Source organism: Streptococcus sp. Marseille-Q4154, from assembly GCF_916700545.1.
Taxonomy (GTDB): Bacteria; Bacillota; Bacilli; order Lactobacillales; family Streptococcaceae; genus Streptococcus; species Streptococcus infantis_I.
Genome location: NZ_CAKAKN010000002.1, coordinates 261,024 through 281,802 on the forward strand (window position 1 = coordinate 261,024; position 20,779 = coordinate 281,802).

Here is a 20,779-nt window from a genome sequence, read left to right on the forward strand (position 1 = left end):
TTCCTTTTGTTCGTCAATCAAGCAAGGGGATCCGAATATCCACTGCCAAACCTTGCTTGGGTGCTGTTAGTAGTTGTATGCTCCCTGCCATATCTTCCACTCGTTCTTTGATATTGCGCAGTCCATAGCTCAGTTCATCAACATCATCTAACTGAAAACCGAGACCGTTGTCTACTACCTTTAACTGCAAGCCTGTTTCCGTTTGATAAAGATAAACATCTAGACAAGAAGCTTGGGCATGACGGAGAGTGTTACTAATCAATTCTTGGACAATACGAAAGACATGCTCCTCAATCTTTTTAGGCAATTCGTCTACCTGATATTTAAAACTGACTTTGAGTTCACTTTTTTCTTCAAGCTCTTTGAGAAGCAACTGAATCCCCTCAACTAGACTCTTTTGTTCCAGTTCAATAGGACGCAAATGCAAGAGTAGGATACGCAAATCTCTTTGGGCTGTCTCTAAAATAGCTGTTACACTCTGGAGTTGTGTCTGCATCTTCTCTTTGTCTAATCTGGAAGCTTGTTGACTGAGTCCTGATAAAATCATATGGGCAGCAAAAATTTCTTGGCTAACCGTATCATGCAAGTCACGCGCGATTCGCTTGCGCTCCTTTTCAATAATCACTTCTTCCTTGATCAAGGCTTGATTGTCCGCTTTTTGAATGGCTTCTGTCAATAAACCAAGCTTGCCTGACAAGTTTCTAAAACTTGCGTCTAAATCAGCATCTCCAAGGCTTTTAATATCTTTACCAGTTAGCAGACGTTTAAGATTTGCTTGGATTCTTCTTCTTGAAATTTCATCAACCATTGTCCAAAACAAGACCAATAAAAAGGCTAGAGCAAGACTAAACATCAAAGCTAGAAATAGGACTTTTTCTGTCTTCTCTAAATCTTGGAAGAGAGAAGTCCATTCCAAATCCAAGACTTTAAAAATGCTTCGAAATAGAAAAGCGACAAAGAGAAAAGAGGTGAGACCAATTAAAATATAGGGTTGTTTTTTCATCCTCTCACCACCTCAACATCTCCAACCATAGTTGTCAAAAGAATCTTAACACTCTTGGGACTCTTGAGATAGTCTCTGGTTTCTTGATGGAATTGTTCATTGCGCAAAGCTCGCTTAGGCTGGTCAAAGAAGGTTAAATCTCCGTACAGAGAATTGACGCTTAGACTGACTTCCACATCCACTGGTACAATAATTCTAGTTGTGCCGACTAGTTTTCTCAAGATGATGACATTATCATGATTACTTAAAATCACACGTTCTAGATGAATGGTATCCTTCCCCATGAGACGAAAAAGATTGATATCATCAAAGCGGCAAGTCTGGTAGCTTGAGAAGTGATGAAGATTCCCAAACCAGCGATTTTTCTCCCTCTTTACCGTCACTACTTCCTCAAAAACCAGATTGGTATCTTCTTTTTCTTGGTTCATCATAGGATAAAGCAAGAATAGGCTGTAAATCAGAGCTACAAAGATAGCTAAAATGACAAAGGGATTGAGCATGATGATAAAGAAAAATAGGATGCTCACCGCCACTAAAATGAAGTTATTCCCCTGTCTTCCAGTATAGTATCGAATCAGCAGTAAAAACAAGAGCAATATCAGTAGAAAACGGGAAAAATGCTCTGATACCATCATAATCAGAGCTCCTGTCAATAAACAAGCTTCAATAAATAGAAAAATTTGGAATTTTCGCATGTATCCGTCCTCTCCATTTAATTGTATCACAAATCCCAAAAGTCACATCCGTCTGAGGAATGATAAAGAGACCGGGACTAAAATCCCGACCTCCTTATAGTTGATCTTTTGCTTCTTTTAATTTTCCATAAAGGAGATAGTCGACCTGCTGCAAATCCTCAATTTTTGCACAATTAAGGGCACACATGATTAGACGTAGGTCTTCCTTCCAGCTTTCAACAATGGAAATAACGACATCAACAGAGTAATTTTCAACCAACTCTAACATGGTGCGTGAAAGCCCAACTGCCTTGGCTCCAAACACCAAGCATTTGATGATATCTAGTGGATTGCGAACTCCTCCACTAACTAAAAGTTCCATCTTGTCTTTCCAGTCTTGGGCATTCAGAAGAGCTTGCATGGTCGATTGACCCCAATCATTGAGGTAGTCACGTTGACCACTGCGACGGTTTTCGATATAGGCAAAGCTCGTTCCCCCACGACCAGACAAATCAACGGTTCGTATTCCCATCTCATAAGCCTTAGCAATGGTTTTCACATCCATGCCAAAGCCGACTTCTTTTAAAACAAGCGGTACAGAGATTTGCTCAACATAATCTTTCAGATTATGTTGCCATAACCTAAATTTACGCTCACCTTCTGGCATGAGCAATTCCTGCATGACATTAACATGAACTTGTAATAGAAGGGGATTCATCTCTTTTACTGTTTGTAGACCTAGTTCTACAGGTTTGTCTAAGCCAATATTGGTTCCAAGAAGGAGGTCAGGGTAACTAGTTTTGACTGAAAAAGAGACATCTGAAGGATCCTTGAGAGCAGCACTGTAGGAACCCGTTACAAATAAAATCCCACAGGCTTCAGCCACCTGAGCCAGCTTTTGATTGATTTCTCTCCCCTTATCGCTTCCACCCGTCATGGCATTGATATAAAAGGGGAAATCCCATTTTCGCCCTGCAAATTCTGTCGAAAGATCAATTTCATCTAAGTCATATAAGGGTAGCGAAGAATGAATCAGTTCAACTTCATCAAAACTATTATAAGTACTGTTTTGTTCAAGGGCATAGCGGATGTGTTCATCCTTCCGATTTGTCGTCATGTCCCATCCTTTCTTGATACAAGAGCTCAATTCCTAAATCAGCCCAGCGTTTTTTCAGTAATGTGGTCGAATCTTGGTCAAAGCTAAGTGCAATCCCACAGTCTCCACCACCAGCACCACTGCTCTTAGCAACAGCTTTCAAGTCTTGGCTGGCATTTTTTAATTGCCTGAGCGAAGGTGTGTAAATATCTGAACTCAAGCCTTCTAAAAGTTGGCTGGCTTGTTCCAGCAAGTCAATAATGGTTTCTTCTTGACCTACCTCCAAAGCCTTTACCAAGTTAGCTACTGTTTCTTTTGAAGCCTGTAAAAAGCTAGAGTTCATATTATCCTTGATTTGCTTGACCATGTGACTTGATACAGCCACTTCCTTGGTCCAACCAACCAGAAAGTCAAATGTCAAGACCGGTTCAACACTCCTAATAGAAAAGCCCCAGTCACGTGCTAATACAGCCTGCAAATCTTCTTTTTCTAGCCAATCTGCCACTTTCTCACGGTCAAATGACTGATAGAGGACGAGGTTTTCTGATACGATACAGGCAATGTCCCCCATGGAGCCATTGTCCCCACGTTTAAGAAGTACAGCACTCGCCAATTTAAACAAGAGTTCTCTGTCAGCTAATCTTTCATAGAAGGCAAGCATGGCCTTGATGACCAAAACAACCACACTGCCACTAGAACCTAGGCCAAATTTCTTCCCCTCACGCTCCATTTTCCCACGAATCTCTAAAGAAAAAGGCTGCAGTTCAACTCCTTGGGCAGTTAGATACTCCTCCACCAAGGCAACTGTTTCTTGAATCAAGGCATATGAAGAATCCGGTCGCAAGTCTACACTATAGGAAAACATATCTGAGTAGAGTCGATAATTATTAGACGCTTTAATCTCAGCCGTCATATAGATGGGAATAGCTTTTATTAGCGCCAACTGTCCTGGTTCTAAAATGGCATACTCCCCAGCCCAATAGAGCTTCCCACAAGTTTTAACAATCGTCATCTTGGCTCAAATCCTTTGTTTTTGAAACGATTAAGCGATAGCGTTGACCTAAAAGTTCTGATAAATGTTCCAAGTCCTCTTCCAAGCAAAGAACCTTGACATTAGGGCCCGCATCCATGGTAAAGTAGCAAGATTCTCCTTGTTCTCTAAGCTGACGAATAAAATCCATAGCCTCATAACTAGCATCTGTCAGATAAGAGAAGGATGGAGTTGCAGTTTTTGTCGTAGCATGCATAGCCAAGGCGTTTTTCTCTGTTAATTCTCCAACTTTCTTAAAGTCATTCTCCTTGAGGTAGACTAACATATCCTTGTAATCTTGTTCAGATTGACGAATCCACTCATCAAAAGTCGTAGAAGTTTCGACACAAAGTTTCATCCCATCTCGACTGGAAATTGGTTTTTTCTGGTCTTCCAAGACCAACATAATCATAGCTAGTTTCAAGTCAGTTTCAACAGGATAAATCTCTCCACTATCCTTGTCCCAGGCTGCCAAGGGGCCATAAAAACTACGAGATGAAGAACCCGATGCAAACTTAGCTTCCAAGGCCAATTCTCTGCGATTCAGCCCAAGTTGGAAAAATGCGTTACAAGCTTTGACCAAGGCAGATAAACCACTGGAACTTGAAGAAAGGCCTGCTGCTGTTGGCATATTGTTCTTAGTATCGATACGAACAAAACCTGCTCCTTCAGGACGGTAGCGGTCAATGATTTTACTCATCTTGTCATGCTCAGCTTCGTTTTGCAACTGACCATTGATGTAAAAGGCATCAGCGGTTTCATCTGCTGGTAAAGGAGAAAGTGTCGTCTCCGTATACATATTTTCTAAAGTCAGAGAGATACTGCTAGTCGCAGGAACCATCTCTTTTTCTGCCTTCTTTCCCCAATATTTAATAATAGCAATATTGGCATAGGAACGTACTGTTACAGGCTTTCGATCCATGTCTGAACAGCTCCTTTCTCTTCTAATCTTTCAGCTAAATCTTGAGCTAGGTGATAGTCGGCTACTAAGGCTATGATACAGCCACCTAAACCACCACCACTAATCTTAGCACCTAAAGCTCCATGTTGAAGAGCAGTTTCCACCAAGGCATCAGCCTCAAGGCTACTAACTCCTATTTCTTTTAGATTTCCATGTGCTTTTGTTAAAATCTCTCCCAGCATCACGGCATCTCTTACCTTTATTGCTTCTTCTGCTTGCTGGGTCGACTCTCCAAGTGCATACAAGAAAGGTAAAGCTTCCTTACCCTTGCTCTCTACAACTTGAATAGCTTCACGAGTGTGTCCATAGACTCCTGTATCTGCAATGACCAGATAAGCCGACAAGTCCATGGCTAGTTCTTCAAAACCAACATTCTTGATAAAACGAATAGGCTGGTCACTAAGGCAGGTCTTAGCATCCAATCCACTAGGATTCATATGGGCAATCATCTCAGCGCGATTGACCAGAATTTCTAACACATCTCGCGGTAGTTCTGCTTGGTAATAATCAAATACAGCGCGAATAGCCGCAATGCTAATGGCTGCCGAAGAACCCATTCCACGTTTTTCTGGAATAGCAGAGTCGATTTGGCAACGGATGTATGCATCTTTGATATTCAGATACTCTAGGGAAGCATAAACTGCCATGGACAAGGTGTCCTCTTCAAAAAGACGCCATGGTGTCGCTGCTGGAACCACCCGACAAGTCACTTTAACCTCTAAAAGAGGCAAAGAGATGGCTGGATAGCCGTAAACCACTGCATGCTCTCCTATTAAAATAATTTTACTATGTGCCTGACCGACACCAACTTCTTTTGTCATTTAATCCTACTATCAGACGAAAAGCGTCTGTTTCTAGATAAAATTTTAGAACTTTATTCCTTTCTATTTTATTATATTTTCACAAAAAAAGCGATTGTTTCCTTCACAATCGCTTGTTTTCATTACTGAACCCACTCACCATTATAGTTGACGTAGTAGCCACCTACAGTAGTATTCACAGCCAAGGCACCTGAACTATAAGCATAGTACCATTTCCCATTAACTTGGAACCAGCCTGTCACCATAGCTCCTGACGAACGAAGATAATACCAAGTATTATCGACATAAATCCAGCCAGTTTTCATATCACCATTTTGAGCATCTAAATAATACCAAGTTGAACCATCTAGATACCAACCGGTCGCCATAGCACCTGATGAACGGAGATAGTACCACTTGTTACCAAGATACTGCCAACCAGTTTGCATTGCAGCGGTTGTTGGATCGAGATAGTACCAAGTCGAATTGTCGTTAATCCAACCAGCACGTCTTTCTCCACCAAGGTAGTCTTTTCCTGAAGAACCTGTTTTTGCTAGGTAATACCAGTTAGACTGATCATAAAGCCAACCTGTTTTTAATGAGTGATCTTGATCAAAGTAGTAGTTTGCTAATTTAAGAACTTCTGGGCCTTCAAAGCCTTCACCATGCTTTTTGCCAACAGTTAACGAATACTTAGCCTCTAATTGTTGCCAGCCAACAAACTCTTGTAGTACGCCATCTTTATCAAAATAGTACCACTTGTGTTGAAGATCGATTTCATTAACTGGTTGGTTATCTAACAAATCATCACGATAACCTGTTCCAGGAATTTCTATATATTGCCAGCCAACTACCATTTCTCCTTTATCACCAAAATAGTAAGTTTTACCGTCTATTTTATGCCAATAGATTGCTTTATGGTCATCTTTTATATAATATTTTCTATTGTCCTTATCGACAAACTGTCCACCTGTAGTGTCCGCAAATACTGTATTTGTTGCTAACAGACCAAAGAAAAATACTGCTAGTCCAACTTGCATCATTTTTTTCAAAAATTTCATTCTTGCTTCCTCCAAAATGATTGTAGCAAAGACTAAACTATATGTCAATATATAATGATTTCAAAAAAACAATTACACAAGGTAACTGCTTTTCTATTCTTGCATGGTGTAACCCACACCGCGCACGGTTTTAATGTAACTTTTTTGACCTTTTACGTCAAGTTTGCTACGTAGATAACGGATATAAACATCCACGATATTGGTTTCGGTCGCACTTTCATACTTCCAAACACTTTCCAGCAACTGCTCTCGAGTTAAAACCTTCTTGCTTCCCATAAGGGTAGCCAAAAGGTCATATTCACGACGTGTGAGGGCGATCATTTCCTCACCACGATAGACAGTATGATGTTCTACGTCCATACGCAGATTGCGATAGGATGTCGGAACCTTCATTTGACTACAGTGTTGGTCGATAAAATCCCGACCTCGGAAAATTGCTGCAATACGAGCCACCAAATCATCAATAATGACTGGCTTGTAGATATATGAAACAGCGAAACGCTGGATTGTTTCAAGTTGGTCTTGCAATTCTTCTCGATGGTCCAAGACTATAATAACCGAAGCTGGCTTAGTCCGACTCAACTGTTCTGCAAAACCCTGGGCTGTCATATCCCCTAGATGAGCATTTAGTAAAATCAAGTCATAGTCAGTCTGAAGAGCCATGGAGAGGGCTTTTTGACCCTCTTCTACCTGATCAACTCGGTATTGCTCTTTTTGGAGTTCCAGACTTAAAAAATGAGCTAGATTTCTTTCTTTCTCAAGTAATAAAATCCGTTTCCCCATGGCTGACCTACTTATTTTTCGTCATACCAAGAGTAGTGGAATGTTCCTTCTTTGTCTTTACGTTGATATGTGTGGGCACCAAAGTAATCACGTTGTGCTTGGATCAAGTTTGCTGGAAGGTCAGCTGAACGGTAGCTATCAAAGTAAGTGATGGCAGCTGAGAAGGTTGGTACTGGTACACCTGCTTGAACAGCAAGAGCTACGATATCACGAACTGATTGTTGATACTTAGCTGTTACATCCAAGAAGTACTCATCCAAAAGAAGGTTAGCAAGGTCTGCATCACGGTTGTAAGCATCTGTAATCTTTTGCAAGAAACGAGAACGGATGATACATCCATCGCGCCAGATAGATGCGATATCTGCAAATGGCAAGTTCCAGTTATTTTCTTTAGAAGCTACACGCAATTGCGCAAAACCTTGTGCGTAAGAGATGATTTTTGAGAAGTAAAGGGCTTGACGGATCTTTTCAATCAACTCAGCCTTGTCTCCTTCAAATTTGAAAGCGGCTGGTTTTGGAAGTACCTTGCTAGCGTGTACACGTTCTTCTTTATAAGTTGAAATGTAGCGCGCAAATACTGACTCAGTAATAAGAGACAATGGCACACCAAGGTCAAGTGCTGATTGGCTAGTCCATTTACCTGTACCCTTGTTTCCTGCAGCATCCAAGATGTAGTCTACGATTGGACCATCTTGACCTTCGTCGTCTTTGCGTCCAAGGATATCCGCAGTGATTTCGATCAAGTAGCTGTCCAATTCACCCTTGTTCCACTCAGTAAAGATTTCAGCCATATCTTGAGCTGAAAGGCCAAGCAAGTGTTGCATGAGGTCATAGCTTTCTGCAATCAATTGCATATCACCGTACTCGATACCATTGTGGACCATTTTCACATAGTGACCAGCTCCATCAGGACCGATGTAAGTCACACATGGTTTTCCATCTTCTGGTGCTTTTGCAGAGATCTCTTCAAGAACATCTGCTACCAATTCATAAGCTTCTTTTTGTCCACCAGGCATGATAGAAGGACCTTCAAGGGCACCTTTTTCACCACCAGAAACCCCTGTACCGATAAAGTTGATACCAGAGTTTGCCAACTCTTCGTTCCGACGGATGGTATCTTTGTAGAAAGTATTTCCTCCGTCAATCAAGATATCGCCTTTATCCAAATGTGGAAGAAGGGCTTGGATGGTTGCATCTGTACCAGGTCCTGCTTGAACCATAAGCATGATACGACGTGGTTTTTCAATTGAGTTTACGAAGCTTTCAATATCATAGCTTGGCACAAAGTTTTTATCAGGGTGGCAAGCAATCACATCTTCAGTTTTCTCTTTACTACGGTTATAGATAGCAACTGTGTATCCACGAGATTCAATATTAAGGGCAAGGTTACGACCCATTACGGCCATACCAACAACACCAAAGTTTGCTTTTGTCATGTGACACTCCTCTTATTTAATAAGTTTTATTTTATCACGTTTATCTGTGAAAAGAAAGAATTTTATAACAATTTGACTAGTAGTCTAAATCATCCGCATGGCCAGAACCATTCCCAACAAAGTATCCTGTCTTACAGTTTAGAGTGAAGAGATAAGTTCCGTCTGGTTTGTAAAGATTGTAATATCCATTGCCATTCACAATATTTACAGGTTCCAAGATATATTGGTTTCCAGTGATATATCCACGTGTACGGGATGTCTCAAGTATTCGTTCAAGGACACCATCTGCAAAAGTCCAAGCAGGATTACTACTATCACTTACAGCAGATTGATTATACGGTACTCGACTGACACTTCTTTGCAAATTAACACCTTCGCTTGACAAGCCACTATTAGTAGATGCCGCAGTATCACTTGTTGAAGTAGATGGACTGCTTTCTGTTGTTGGGCTTGACGCTTCCTGGCTTGCTGCTGTTGTTGAGGCCGTTGTTGTACTTGCTAATTGACTCTTACCAAGGCTGATTGCTTTATCTAGAAGTTTATCAATTTCTGTATTACCAGTCTTGATATCTGTAAATTTAGCATCCACTTTAATTTTCGCATTTGTATCTAAGACGCCATCTGTAATTGCTGGGGTTTCAAATTGAGCATTCACTTCTTGGATAGCTTTTATTTGGGTTTCTAGACTATCGTATTTTGATTTAGCCAGAGTGTGTTCTCTCGCTCCTTCAAGTTTGTCTAGAAGTTCCTTCAATTGATTCAGTTGACTAAACTGGCTATTTTTAAGAGCTGTTTTGTTTTCATCAGTATAAAACGTGTCGTAGAGCGTATTAAATTGTTCATAGACTGACTGATTGCTTACCAAACCTGAATCCGCCGCCTTTGTTTGAAGCTCTTGAGAAGAACGCGTAATCTGACGATAAACGTAATAGCCACCTCCAAAAATTAAGAGGATTACTAAAATAATAGCTGACAAAATTGCCCATTTCTTTTTATTTTGTGGTTCATCATCTACTTGAGCAGAACGAGATAAGGGTTGAAGTTGATCTTCATTTTCCTCATAGACCACTGCAACTTCGGAGTTATCAACCTCAGCCATTTTCACAGCTTCCAATTCATCCTTAAAAGGTTGCTCGAGAACTCTCGCTTCCTCTTCTTCGGCTTCTTGGGCAACGATTTCAGTTGTATCTGTGGCTACTGCAAGAGCAATTGCTTCCTCTTCCGGACTTAACACATTCTCTTGTTCAGTAGTTTCTCTCACTTCTTGGATCATATCATCCAAGCTTTGAGTAGACTCCTCTTTTTTCGTTTGTAAATTTTCAAATTTGTCTGCTTCGATTTCTTCACGATGTTGTTTAATATATTTGTCCAAGACCGTATCTTCTGGAGTTACACCTGCCTCAACTTCTTCGTTCTTACGAATGGCCTGACCAACCGTTAAATCTTTCGCTTCTTCAAATTCAAATTTAGATTCTTGCTCACCCTTATGATGGTGGTTACGTCTTTTCTTACTCATTTGCATTCCTTTCTAATTTGACATCTTGTCTTTTCACTCGTTGACCAAAATATTGATATAAATCAACTTTCAAGGTACCGTTATAGAGTTTCCGTTTTTTATCTGCCTGACTACCATATTTACTTTCAAAAGCTTCATCACTAGTCAGGATAAATTTACTCCATGTTTTAAGGGGGGCAAATACTTCTCCCATCTCAGTATAGAGCTTGGTTACTCCTGCATCATCTGACAAGCGTTCTCCATACGGTGGATTCGAAATAATAACTCCATTGATCTTGTCCGTTCGCAAATCCTGCACGCGCATCTGCTTAAAGTGGATATCCTTAGAAACTCCCGCAGCCTGAGCATTTGCCTTCGCAATTTCTACCATACGACCATCAATATCGCAGCCCATGATATCTAGTTCAATCTCACGATTAATCTTCTTGCTAGCTTCCGTACGAATTTGCTGAATTAACCGGTCGCTAACCCAGTTCCAATCCTCGAAAGCAAAGGAACGGCGTAAGCCTGGCGCCATATTACGAGCAATCATAGCTGCCTCAATACAGAAGGTTCCTGAACCGCAGGTCGGATCAATCAAGGGTTTATCAGGATACCAGTTTGATAATTGCAGAATTGCTGCTGCCATGTTCTCTTTAATAGGAGCACCACCTTTTTCAGTACGATAACCTCGTTTGAAAAGACTAGAGCCACTTGTGTCAATCATGATAGTCGCAACATCTTTAAGAATTGAAACCTCTATTTTAAACTCTGGACCATTTTCCATCAGCGGAACACCTTCTGGTCGAGCATAATGTTTCTGCAATTTCTTGACAACTGCCTTTTTAGAGATAGCTTGAACACTAGGTTCATTATGAAGTTTTGATTTGACACACTTTGCCTTTGAAATTGGAAAACGCGCTCCAAGTGGTAAATAGTTTTCCCAATCTAAGGCAAAAACTCCTTGAAAAAGTTCTTCAAATGTTTTTGCAGGGAAAGTTCCAACAACAATCTTAATCCTATCTGCAGCTCGTAGCCACAAATTGGTTTCAATAATTGTCTTTACATCTCCTTCAAAGCGAACGCGACCATTCTCAACTTGACAATCATAGCCAAGTGCACGCACTTCCCGACCTACAACAGCCTCTAAGCCTGCTGCAGCAGTCGCTATTAAGTTAAATGTTTGTTTCATGTCAGTCTTTAAAGACCTTTCTCTTGTTCACCTTTAAAAAATGAGGTTGAGAAAATTTCTCAGCCCCAACCTATATGCAATTTTCTATAAGCCATGTTTTGTTCCAGAAGTGACTAGGACCACTTCTTTCGATAATCATCTGTCTACCACTAACAGCTAGAAGCTGCTAGCAGTCAGAGTACTACGTTCGTTTCCGCGCACTCCATGCCCCGACCAAAATTTGGGTTGCTAGCTTGAGGGGTTTACCGCGTTCCACTCTCTCTGTTTCCAGAGAGACTTCGTCACTGTGGCACTTTCAGAGCTACTAAAACATATCCGAAAACTTAGTCTATTCACTCGCCGTAACGATTTCTCGTCCCTAGGCTTATGGTTTCGCCTAGCACAAACACTACAGGCATCACAGCCTGTGCTAGCATGGACTTTCCTCATGAAAAGATAAACTCTCCACGCGATTATCCAAAAATTGCACAACTGTATGATTCTTAGAAATCAGAATTTTCTACGATTTGTTTTCCAAATACTTCTTTTTCAAGACGATTCAAGCGTTTCAAGATATCAAAGTTAGTCATAGAAGTCGTACTTCCAAGCTCAGCAGGCTCAGACGTTACAGATACAGGTGCCACTTGAGGTTTGTTCGCCAATTGTTCTTTCAATTCTGCGACTTCCAAGCGCAATGATTTAACCAACGCTGCATAGGTTTCATAATCCTTGATAACGTCATCTAAGAATTCATCTACCTCTGCTTTACTGTATCCACGTACCTCTCTTCCGAAATCCTGCTCAAAAATATCCTTTGCTGTAAAAATAATACTTGCCATGTCTCTCTCCATTCTCAGTTACTAGTATTATTATATAAAAAAAGGCAAACAAAAAGCAAGGTCAAAGCCTCAATTTTCGGAAAAATTTTCGGCTATTTCGTTTAAATCCTCAAATGTTAATCTTTTTGTAATATAGTTGTCTTTCTTTTTCATCAGTTCGTAAAAAAATCTCAGTTTTGTTTCGTTTTCTTGATCATAAAAAAGATAGGCTCCATCTGTATTTTCAAGTAAAAAAATCTGGTAATCTCTCAATTGGCTTTTATGCTCATAAGCCGGATAGGCATACTTGATAAAATCGACCTGTTTAAAATCACTCAATTTGATCTGATTTGCTTCATTCCAATTCGAGCCATGTGTTTCAAAATCAAAAATAGTCGCTAGTTGGAGTCCATAGTCATCTTTCATTTCCTTGGCGACTTCTAAAACCCAATATTCAAAACCAAGAGAACCTGTAAACACTAGCCATTGCAACCCTTCCTCAACCATTTTTTCCAAATCTCTTCGAATGGCTTTTTTGATAATTTTTAAGCGAATATCCTTTTCATTAAACACTCCCAAATCAAAAGCTGAGTATCCCAAAACCAAGGCTGTATGCATTTTTTCACCCTTTCTGAAAACCTTTGTGGTATAATAGAGTGATGTTATTGTACCAATAAGGAGGACTATGGTCAACTATCCACATAAACTTTCATCTAAACCAAGCAAAACTTCTCTACCTCAAACTAAAAATTTCGCAAATCGAGGTATGAGCTTTGAAAAGATGATTAATGCTACCAATGACTACTATCTATCACATGAAATAGCAGTCATTCACAAAAAGCCAACCCCAGTTCAGATTGTTCGGGTCGACTACCCTCAACGGAGTCGCACTAAAATTGTTGAAGCCTATTTTAGACAAGCTTCAACTACTGACTACTCGGGTGTTTATGAAGGATTTTACATCGATTTCGAAGCAAAGGAAACCAGACAAAAAAATGCGTTCCCGATGAAGAACTTTCATTCTCATCAGATTCAGCATATGGAACAGGTTCTTGAACAAAAGGGAATTTGCTTCGTCCTAATCCATTTTTCTTCTTATCAAGAAACATATTTATTACCGGCGATTGACCTTATCCGTTTTTATCAACAGGATATGGGGAAAAAATCAATGCCGCTTGATTATATTCGAGAGCATGGTTATGTGATTGAACAACAAGCCTTCCCTCAAATACCTTATCTCGATATCGTCAAACAACATTTACTAGGTGGTAAAACAATATGAACAAACAACTTATCTGGCGCATTGCTAAATATCTAGGAATTGGATTTTTAGCAGCCTTTATTGCTGCAATATTGATTGGTGGAAGTGTCTTCTTCTACTATGTATCTAAAGCACCAGAACTTTCTGAAAGCAAACTTGTCGCAACAACTTCAAGTAAGATTTACGACAGTAAAAACGAATTGATTGCTGACTTAGGAGCCGAGCGTCGTGTCAATGCTCAAAGCAATGAAGTTCCAATTGAATTGGTCAATGCAATTGTCTCTATCGAGGATCACCGCTTTTTTAACCATAGAGGAATCGATAGCATTCGAATAGCTGGAGCTTTCCTGCGAAACTTAACTAGTAGAGGTGGCCTCCAAGGTGGTTCAACATTGACGCAACAGTTGATAAAATTAACTTACTTTTCAACTTCTTCGTCAGACCAAACAATCTCACGTAAAGCCCAAGAAGCTTGGCTAGCTATTCAGTTAGAAAGAACTGCAACCAAACAAGAAATTTTGACATATTACATCAATAAAGTGTACATGTCAAATGGTAACTATGGTATGCAGACTGCATCTCAAAATTACTATGGTAAAGATTTAAAAGACCTATCAATTCCACAACTTGCTCTTCTAGCCGGAATGCCACAGGCTCCTAACCAATATGATCCTTATTCCCATCCAGAAGAAGCAACAGAACGTCGTAATCTAGTCCTATCAGAGATGCAAAAGCAAGGTTATTTAACAGCTGAGCAATATGAAACGGCTATAAACACACCTATCACTGATGGTTTACAAAGTCTTAAAGGAAGCAACTCCTATCCTCCATACTTAGACAATTACCTCAAAGAAGTGATTGAACAAGTTGAAACAGAGACAGGCTACAACCTTTTAACCACTGGAATGGATGTCTACACTAACGTAGACCAAGACGTTCAAAAACGACTTTGGGATGTATACAACACGGATGAATATGTAAACTATCCAGATGATGAAATCCAAGCAGCTTCTACCATTATTGATGTATCAAATGGTAAAGTTATTGCTCAACTCGGTTCTCGTCACCAAGCTAGTAACGTATCTTTCGGTATTAACCAAGCTGTTGAAACTAACCGTGACTGGGGTTCTACCATGAAACCAATCACAGACTATGCCCCTGCATTAGAGTATGATATTTATGACTCTACTGCCTACATGCTGAAGGATGTTCCGTACAACTATCCAGGCACTAACATTCCTGTTTATAACTGGGATAGAGGGTATTATGGTAACATTACCCTTCAAACTGCTATCCAACAATCTCGTAATGTACCAGCAGTTGAAACACTGGATAGAGTTGGACTCGATAAAGCAAAAGGTTTCCTAAATGGATTAGGCATTGATTATCCAACCATGGTATACGCAAATGCAATTTCAAGTAATACGACCGAATCAGGTAAACAGTACGGTGCAAGTAGTGAAAAAATGGCTGCTGCCTATGCTGCTTTTGCTAACGGTGGTATCTATTATAAACCAATGTACATCAATAAAATTGTCTTCAGTGACGGTAGTTCAAAAGAGTTCTCTAATCAAGGTGCTCGCGCTATGAAAGAAACAACTGCCTATATGATGACAGAAATGATGAAAACAGTATTATACTCTGGTATAGGTCGAGATGCTTATATTTCATGGCTTTCACAAGCAGGTAAGACTGGTACATCAAACTATACTGATGAAGAGATTGAAAATCATATTAAGAGATACGATTATGTCGCACCTGATGAAAATTTTGTAGGATATACCCGTAAGTATTCTATGGCTGTTTGGACAGGTTACTCTAATCGCCTTACTCCTATCACAGGAGATGATTTCAGAGTTGCTGCAAAGATCTACCGATCAATGATGGAGTACCTTTCCGAGGATGATCACCCAGGTGATTGGACAATGCCAGAAGGACTTTATAGAAGTGGAGATTACGTCTTTAAGAATGGGGCACGTAGCAACTGGATTCCTCAAACTACCCAACAAGCCACAACAGAAGCTGCTACTACAACGACCGAAAATCCAACTTCAGTTGTTGAAACGACTAATCCAAATACCGCACAGAACCCAACTGCTCCAAATACAAATCCTCAACAAAATCAAAATTCTCAAAGACAACAATAATCAATAAAAACCTAGGAAACATCTTCCTAGGTTTTTATTTACCAAAAGATGGAGTTAATCACTAACTCCACTTTCTTTTATTTGACATGGTTTGCAAGATCTTCTTGCGCTTTTTTATTGGATTCTTCTTTTTCTTTCTTCCATTTATCTTGAGCTTTTTGATATTCATCAGCAGTTACTGGTTTATCTTGAAGTTCAAGGTATTTGTACAAGAGAGGTTCAGTTGTTCCCTTGTTACCTGAGTAAGCAAATGGAAGCGTAAATGGTACCATCTTAGACAACATTGGACGTCCAGTTTGAGAAGATGTTGGAATAATCAAAGCGCTATCTGTCAACCAAGCTTGAGCTGCAGCATATTTGTCATAACGTTTTGAAACGTCAGTAGTTTCATTTCCAGCTTCAACAACCATCTTTTCGTAGTCTTCCAAACCAACTTGTTTGGCAGCAGCATTATTTGTTCCTGCATCAAATCCTAGGTAAGTCTTAGTATTTTCACCGACTGATGGTTTGATAATATCAAGGTAAGTAGATGGATCTGCAAAGTCTGGAGTCCAACCAACGTTATCTGAAAGGTCCCAATCTTCCCCAGCAGCTGACTCAGCAAAGTAAGTGACATTCTGAACTTCATCTTTTTGAAGTTGTTGGATATCAACGACTACGTTATCAGTTCCTAATGTTGCTTCAAGTGATTGTTTCAATGATTGAACACGTTGTACTTTTGTAGTACTTGTTTGGTCTACCGGCATATCCAAGTGAATTGGGAATTGAACACCTTCTGCTTGGAGAGCTGTCTTAGCTTTAGCAAATTCTGCTTTTGCTTTTTCTGGACTGTAAAGACCGTCTTGAGCATCGTCTAGGTTAACATCTTTCCACTCGTCACCATAAGTCACCAATTTTTCCTTAACTAACTCACCAAAGTTTTTACCATCTGCTTGAACAAATGTTGGTGGTACGAACAAGTTACGAAGAAGTTTTGTTGCTCCACTTTCTCCATTGATTTGAGAAGTATAAGCTGTTCTATCAATACCGAAGGCAATCGCTTGACGGAAGTCTTTGTTAAGGAGAGCTTTCTTAGTTGAAGTTTTTTGCTCATCTGTAGTCTTAGAAGTATATTTATAAGACTGACGATCAATATTGGTACCAATTAAGTAAGTTGAAGAATCTTGTGGTGTATAAACGATATTGTCTTTAAACTCTTTTTCAGTTTCAGGATAACTTGCACTTGTTGGGAATAGACGAGCCGTTGAGAAACCACCAGCCTTAAAGGTTTCTGCAGGTTTGTTTGTATCTTGACCATCCCAGAATGATAGTTTTACTTTATCAATATGAACATTGTCCTTATCCCAATAATTTGGATTCTTTTCAAATTCTACTGAAGATTTAGCTACCAATGATTTCAACAAGTAAGGACCGTTATAAAGGATACTACTTGGATCTGTTGCTTTGGCAAAGTCACTTCCTTTTGAAGTAAGGAATTCTTCATTGACCGGTGCAAGAACACCCATAGTTGTTTTAGAGTTCCAGAAGCTTTCAGGTTTGTTCAAAGTATATTGAACAGTCTGATCATCAATTGCTTTGATTCCAACTTCAGAAAAGTCTTTAACTTTACCTTTCACATATGCATCCAGACCCTTAATAGAATCTTGAACGAGATAAAGTGCTTCTGACTTGTTGTCAGCTGCATATTTAAGACCCGTTACAAAGTCTTGAGCTTTCACAGCTGCGTACTCTTCACCTTCAGAAGTATACCATTTAGCATCTTTACGGATTGTATAAGTGTATGTCAAACCATCTTGAGATACAGACCAATCTTCTGCAATTGATGGCACAAAGTTTCCGTAGCGGTCATTTTCCATCAAACCGTCAATGACGTTACTAGTGATATTAGAAGTTGCTGCTTTACCAGTTGTCAAATAGTTGAGGTTGTCTGGGTCGGTTTCATACGTGTAAGAAAAAGTTTTCTCACCTTTTGCGCTCGAACCTGAACAAGCCGCCAAAACACCTGACGCTAACAGAGTCACTCCTGCTAGGGCCATTACTTTTGAAAATTTCATAATAAACTCCTTTATGACTTTTTATACATTATAATCCCTTTTTAGCTAAGTGTCAATACAATTTTCAGAATTTTTCAAATTGATTTGAAAATATTTTCTTCCTCTATTTCTAATATGAAAATCTTTTTAGGAAAATTTCAATCATTGACATTTATCAACTATATCTTTATGATATAATGAAAGAAGAAAGTTGAAAGGAAATACCATGTCAAAAGAAGTTATTGTTGAAAGTTTTGAACTAGATCATACGATTGTAAAAGCTCCTTATGTCCGCTTGATTGGAGAAGAGACTGGACCGAAAGGAGATATCATTTCTAACTTTGATATCCGCTTGGTTCAACCAAATGAGGACTCTATTCCTACTGCTGGACTTCATACTATTGAGCACCTCTTGGCTAAGCTAATCCGTACTCGCATCGACGGTATGATCGATTGTTCACCATTTGGTTGTCGTACAGGGTTCCATATGATTATGTGGGGACGTCATTCTAGCGCTGAAATCGCAGCTGTCATCAAGGATTCATTGAAAGAAATCGCTGAGACAACAACTTGGGAAGATGTCCCAGGAACAACTATTGAATCTTGCGGAAACTACAAGGATCACAGCCTATTTTCAGCTAAAGAATGGGCAAAATTGATTCTCCAACAAGGAATCTCAGACGATGCCTTTGAACGTCATGTCATCTAATAATAAAAAAGAAACCAGCTTTTGAACTGGTTCCTTTTTTTATTTTCAAAATCTTGATTTAGGCTTTTTCACGAATGACCAAAACACCATCTTCCATATCAGCTTCTAGGTGTTTAGCATCAAGATTATCCAAGTGGAAGTCTGTGACTTTGTCACGGATTTGTTGTTCAACCACACGGCGGAGTGGACGAACACCCATGACTTCATCGTAGCCTTCTTCAGTCATGTATTCTTTAGCAGCTTCGCTCACTACCAAGTCAATGTCTTTCTTAGAAAGCGTCTTGTTAACTTCAACCAACATAAGGTCTACAATCTTAGAAAGATCTTCTTTGCTCAAGTGTGAGAATTCGATGACAGCATTGAAACGGTTCAAGAATTCTGGACGGAAGTATGGTTTCAAACGATCCATGAGTTCTGGTTTATCCGCATCTTCTGTCAAGTTAGCTTCGTAACCAAAGCCTGCGTTTGAAGTTGCGATAATCACCGTATTCTTGAAGTTGACAGTGTTACCTTGACCATCTGTCAAACGACCATCATCCAAGACTTGAAGAAGAAGGGTGATGACTTGAGGGTCAGCCTTTTCAATTTCGTCGAGAAGGACGATTGAGTATGGGTTACGGCGAACACGTTCTGTCAAAGTATTGTTATTGTCATCATAACCAACATAACCAGCTGTTGTACCAATCAATTTAGAAACGGCTGTACGGTCGCTATATTCTGACATGTCCAAACGGATGATAGCATCTTTCGTTCCGAACATATCAAGAGCCAATTGTTTAGCCAACTCAGTCTTACCAACACCAGTAGGACCTACAAAGAGGAAGCTACCGATTGGACGGTTACCTTCATCAAAACCAGCACGGTTACGACGGATAGCTTTTGCTACTGCCTCAACAGCTTTGTCTTGACCGATAACTTTCGTTTGCAAACGGTGACCCATATCTTTCAATCGTTCGATATCGGTTGCACCCATTTGTGATACTGGGATTCCAGTCATCCGTTCGACAGACTCAGCTACATCATTTACAGTAGCTGTAACCTTGTGATCTTCTGTATGATTAGCAATTTGCTTTTCAAGCTCTTCGATACGAACTTTTGCATTTAGAGCTGCTTCGTAATCTTCTTTAGCCGCAGCTTCTTCTTGTTTAGTTTTTTCCGCTTGAATTTCGTGCTCAACTGCATGTACGTCTGTCACTGGGTGTTGTGCTGCCAAGTGAGCAGCTGTCACATCCACAAGGTCAATAGCCTTATCAGGCAAGCTACGTTGTGGAATATATTGTACTGAGTAATCAACAGCCGCTTTCAAAACTTCATCTGGCAAAATAACATTGTGGTGTTGTTGATAAAGATCTCGAATACCTTGAAGAATCTTGAAAGTATCTTCAGCAGATGGAGCATTAACCTTCACTTCGTTGAAACGACGAGCAAGGGCTGCATTTTTCAAGATAGTATTACGGTATTCATCTTGAGTAGTTGCGCCAATCACTGTCAATTCTCCACGTGAAAGAGCTGGTTTCAAGATATCAGCAAGACCTTTAGACCCTTGACCATCACCTGTGCTACCAGCACCAAGAATTTGGTGAATTTCGTCGAAGAAAAGGATAATATTTCCAGCTTCTTTGACTTCGTTTACCAAGTTTTGAATATTTTCTTCAAAGCTACCACGGTATTGAGTACCAGCTTCAAGTCCAGAAATATCAATAGAAATGATCTCTTTGTTCTTGATTGCTGCAGGAACGTCACCGTTCACGATAGCTTGGGCCAATCCTTCTACTACTGCAGTTTTACCAACACCAGCATCACCGACGAGAACTGGATTATTCTTTGTGCGACGAGAAAGAATTTCAGAAGTTTCTTGGATTTCTTTATTACGTCCAATAACCGGATCTAACTTACCTTCACGTGCTTCTGCTGTTAAGTTACGTCCAAGTTTTGCAAGAATCCCATCTTGTTTCATACCTTTACCTTGAACGTACTGAGCTTGTTCACTTCCTTCGCTTGGAAGTTGACCAGTTTGACGGTAAATAGCGAATTCTTCAGGCGTTACTTCACGGCCGTTAATCAAGTAACGACGGTTTTCTGAACTGTATCCACGCATACCACCCATCAATTGGTTAAATAAATCATCCATGTTGTTAAAGTTATTAAAGTTGTTATTCATATTTCATACCTCGTTTGTTTTCAAATTTACTTAGTCAAAATAATTTGACCTTCTCTGACCTTTGTTTCAAAAAATTTAGACTAGCTATTTGCTACTCTACGTATAATTTCAGGTTTTTCTTTATCCAATACAGGTTTTTC

Annotated in this window: 18 protein-coding genes and 1 other RNA gene; 3 read left to right on the top strand and 16 right to left on the bottom strand. The window is 39.8% G+C overall.

From position 1 onward, the window contains the following. Positions 1 to 13: 13 nt before the first annotated feature. The 14 genes from LG369_RS06460 to LG369_RS06525 all read right to left on the bottom strand — a co-directional run bounded on the left by LG369_RS06460 (position 14) and on the right by LG369_RS06525 (position 12,946). Positions 14 to 1,003, bottom strand: a complete 990-nt coding sequence (locus tag LG369_RS06460) for a sensor histidine kinase (protein WP_225750659.1) — start codon at positions 1,001 to 1,003, stop codon at positions 14 to 16. After that, positions 1,000 to 1,698: a cell wall-active antibiotics response protein LiaF gene (gene liaF / locus LG369_RS06465; RefSeq protein ID WP_049494206.1), complete on the bottom strand. Its 699-nt coding sequence runs from the start codon at positions 1,696 to 1,698 to the stop codon at positions 1,000 to 1,002. Before liaF ends, LG369_RS06460 begins: the two co-directional genes overlap by 4 nt. Positions 1,699 to 1,792: 94 nt before the next feature. Next, entirely contained in the window at positions 1,793 to 2,794 is a 1,002-nt protein-coding gene (gene fni / locus LG369_RS06470) for a type 2 isopentenyl-diphosphate Delta-isomerase (protein WP_225750660.1), read from the bottom strand. Next, the gene (locus LG369_RS06475; RefSeq protein WP_074324390.1) at positions 2,772 to 3,785 is read right to left on the bottom strand and encodes a phosphomevalonate kinase; all 1,014 of its coding nucleotides are present in this window, start codon (positions 3,783 to 3,785) and stop codon (positions 2,772 to 2,774) included. The genes fni and LG369_RS06475 overlap by 23 nt, the downstream gene beginning before the upstream one ends. Next, positions 3,772 to 4,725: a diphosphomevalonate decarboxylase gene (gene mvaD / locus LG369_RS06480; protein ID WP_074324389.1), complete on the bottom strand. Its 954-nt coding sequence runs from the start codon at positions 4,723 to 4,725 to the stop codon at positions 3,772 to 3,774. Before mvaD ends, LG369_RS06475 begins: the two co-directional genes overlap by 14 nt. Beyond that, positions 4,707 to 5,585, bottom strand: a complete 879-nt coding sequence (mvk, locus tag LG369_RS06485; RefSeq protein WP_225750661.1) for a mevalonate kinase — start codon at positions 5,583 to 5,585, stop codon at positions 4,707 to 4,709. The genes mvaD and mvk overlap by 19 nt, the downstream gene beginning before the upstream one ends. 122 nt (positions 5,586 to 5,707) lie before the next feature. Then, a complete protein-coding gene (locus LG369_RS06490; protein ID WP_225750662.1) occupies positions 5,708 to 6,625 on the bottom strand; it encodes an N-acetylmuramoyl-L-alanine amidase family protein in 918 nt (305 codons plus the stop codon). 93 nt (positions 6,626 to 6,718) lie between these two features. Continuing rightward, complete coding sequence (locus LG369_RS06495) at positions 6,719 to 7,408, bottom strand: DNA-binding response regulator (protein ID WP_006147978.1); 690 nt, start codon at positions 7,406 to 7,408, stop codon at positions 6,719 to 6,721. A gap of 11 nt (positions 7,409 to 7,419) precedes the next feature. Further along, entirely contained in the window at positions 7,420 to 8,844 is a 1,425-nt protein-coding gene (gndA, locus tag LG369_RS06500; protein ID WP_225750663.1) for an NADP-dependent phosphogluconate dehydrogenase, read from the bottom strand. Positions 8,845 to 8,920: 76 nt separating this feature from the next. Then, positions 8,921 to 10,360, bottom strand: coding sequence for a cell division site-positioning protein MapZ (mapZ, locus tag LG369_RS06505; protein WP_225750664.1), 1,440 nt, complete (start codon positions 10,358 to 10,360; stop codon positions 8,921 to 8,923). Further along, positions 10,353 to 11,531 (bottom strand): THUMP domain-containing class I SAM-dependent RNA methyltransferase, encoded by a 1,179-nt coding sequence (locus LG369_RS06510; RefSeq protein WP_225750665.1) that lies wholly within the window; start codon positions 11,529 to 11,531, stop codon positions 10,353 to 10,355. The genes mapZ and LG369_RS06510 overlap by 8 nt, the downstream gene beginning before the upstream one ends. An 82-nt stretch (positions 11,532 to 11,613) precedes the next feature. After that, positions 11,614 to 11,995, bottom strand: an RNA gene (gene rnpB, locus LG369_RS06515) — RNase P RNA component class B. Positions 11,996 to 12,013: 18 nt separating this feature from the next. After that, positions 12,014 to 12,349 (bottom strand): cell division regulator GpsB, encoded by a 336-nt coding sequence (gene gpsB / locus LG369_RS06520; protein WP_302851808.1) that lies wholly within the window; start codon positions 12,347 to 12,349, stop codon positions 12,014 to 12,016. A 69-nt stretch (positions 12,350 to 12,418) separates the two neighbouring features. Next, positions 12,419 to 12,946: a DUF1273 domain-containing protein gene (locus LG369_RS06525; protein ID WP_225750667.1), complete on the bottom strand. Its 528-nt coding sequence runs from the start codon at positions 12,944 to 12,946 to the stop codon at positions 12,419 to 12,421. A gap of 67 nt (positions 12,947 to 13,013) precedes the next feature. Between LG369_RS06525 and recU the strand changes: the two genes are divergently transcribed. Together recU and pbp1a are read left to right on the top strand one after the other, a co-directional pair. After that, complete coding sequence (gene recU / locus LG369_RS06530) at positions 13,014 to 13,610, top strand: Holliday junction resolvase RecU (RefSeq protein ID WP_225750668.1); 597 nt, start codon at positions 13,014 to 13,016, stop codon at positions 13,608 to 13,610. Continuing rightward, entirely contained in the window at positions 13,607 to 15,736 is a 2,130-nt protein-coding gene (gene pbp1a / locus LG369_RS06535; protein ID WP_225750669.1) for a penicillin-binding protein PBP1A, read from the top strand. The genes recU and pbp1a overlap by 4 nt, the downstream gene beginning before the upstream one ends. A 77-nt stretch (positions 15,737 to 15,813) precedes the next feature. Here the strand turns inward: pbp1a and LG369_RS06540 are convergent, their stop codons facing one another. Continuing rightward, positions 15,814 to 17,790 (bottom strand): peptide ABC transporter substrate-binding protein, encoded by a 1,977-nt coding sequence (locus tag LG369_RS06540; RefSeq protein WP_225750670.1) that lies wholly within the window; start codon positions 17,788 to 17,790, stop codon positions 15,814 to 15,816. 205 nt (positions 17,791 to 17,995) lie between these two features. On the opposite strand from LG369_RS06540, the gene LG369_RS06545 reads away from it, so the two are divergent. Next, positions 17,996 to 18,478, top strand: coding sequence for an S-ribosylhomocysteine lyase (locus tag LG369_RS06545; RefSeq protein ID WP_004251981.1), 483 nt, complete (start codon positions 17,996 to 17,998; stop codon positions 18,476 to 18,478). A gap of 58 nt (positions 18,479 to 18,536) precedes the next feature. Here LG369_RS06545 and LG369_RS06550 read toward each other — a convergent pair whose 3' ends face one another. Then, positions 18,537 to 20,639, bottom strand: a complete 2,103-nt coding sequence (locus LG369_RS06550; protein WP_225750671.1) for an AAA family ATPase — start codon at positions 20,637 to 20,639, stop codon at positions 18,537 to 18,539. Between the last annotated feature and the right edge of the window lie 140 nt (positions 20,640 to 20,779).

What these genes read in the sequence shown, in the direction of transcription:
- recU (WP_225750668.1), top strand. Translation starts at nt 13,014, where the DNA reads ATGGTCAACTATCCACATAAACTTTCATCTAAACCAAGCAAAACTTCT.
- LG369_RS06460 (WP_225750659.1), bottom strand. Translation starts at nt 1,003, where the DNA reads ATGAAAAAACAACCCTATATTTTAATTGGTCTCACCTCTTTTCTCTTT.
- gpsB (WP_302851808.1), bottom strand. Translation starts at nt 12,349, where the DNA reads ATGGCAAGTATTATTTTTACAGCAAAGGATATTTTTGAGCAGGATTTC.
- gndA (WP_225750663.1), bottom strand. Translation starts at nt 8,844, where the DNA reads ATGACAAAAGCAAACTTTGGTGTTGTTGGTATGGCCGTAATGGGTCGT.
- LG369_RS06475 (WP_074324390.1), bottom strand. Translation starts at nt 3,785, where the DNA reads ATGACGATTGTTAAAACTTGTGGGAAGCTCTATTGGGCTGGGGAGTAT.
- LG369_RS06545 (WP_004251981.1), top strand. Translation starts at nt 17,996, where the DNA reads ATGTCAAAAGAAGTTATTGTTGAAAGTTTTGAACTAGATCATACGATT.
- mapZ (WP_225750664.1), bottom strand. Translation starts at nt 10,360, where the DNA reads ATGAGTAAGAAAAGACGTAACCACCATCATAAGGGTGAGCAAGAATCT.
- mvk (WP_225750661.1), bottom strand. Translation starts at nt 5,585, where the DNA reads ATGACAAAAGAAGTTGGTGTCGGTCAGGCACATAGTAAAATTATTTTA.
- mvaD (WP_074324389.1), bottom strand. Translation starts at nt 4,725, where the DNA reads ATGGATCGAAAGCCTGTAACAGTACGTTCCTATGCCAATATTGCTATT.
- LG369_RS06540 (WP_225750670.1), bottom strand. Translation starts at nt 17,790, where the DNA reads ATGAAATTTTCAAAAGTAATGGCCCTAGCAGGAGTGACTCTGTTAGCG.
- fni (WP_225750660.1), bottom strand. Translation starts at nt 2,794, where the DNA reads ATGACGACAAATCGGAAGGATGAACACATCCGCTATGCCCTTGAACAA.
- LG369_RS06550 (WP_225750671.1), bottom strand. Translation starts at nt 20,639, where the DNA reads ATGAATAACAACTTTAATAACTTTAACAACATGGATGATTTATTTAAC.
- LG369_RS06490 (WP_225750662.1), bottom strand. Translation starts at nt 6,625, where the DNA reads ATGAAATTTTTGAAAAAAATGATGCAAGTTGGACTAGCAGTATTTTTC.
- pbp1a (WP_225750669.1), top strand. Translation starts at nt 13,607, where the DNA reads ATGAACAAACAACTTATCTGGCGCATTGCTAAATATCTAGGAATTGGA.
- LG369_RS06510 (WP_225750665.1), bottom strand. Translation starts at nt 11,531, where the DNA reads ATGAAACAAACATTTAACTTAATAGCGACTGCTGCAGCAGGCTTAGAG.
- LG369_RS06525 (WP_225750667.1), bottom strand. Translation starts at nt 12,946, where the DNA reads ATGCATACAGCCTTGGTTTTGGGATACTCAGCTTTTGATTTGGGAGTG.
- liaF (WP_049494206.1), bottom strand. Translation starts at nt 1,698, where the DNA reads ATGCGAAAATTCCAAATTTTTCTATTTATTGAAGCTTGTTTATTGACA.
- LG369_RS06495 (WP_006147978.1), bottom strand. Translation starts at nt 7,408, where the DNA reads ATGGGGAAACGGATTTTATTACTTGAGAAAGAAAGAAATCTAGCTCAT.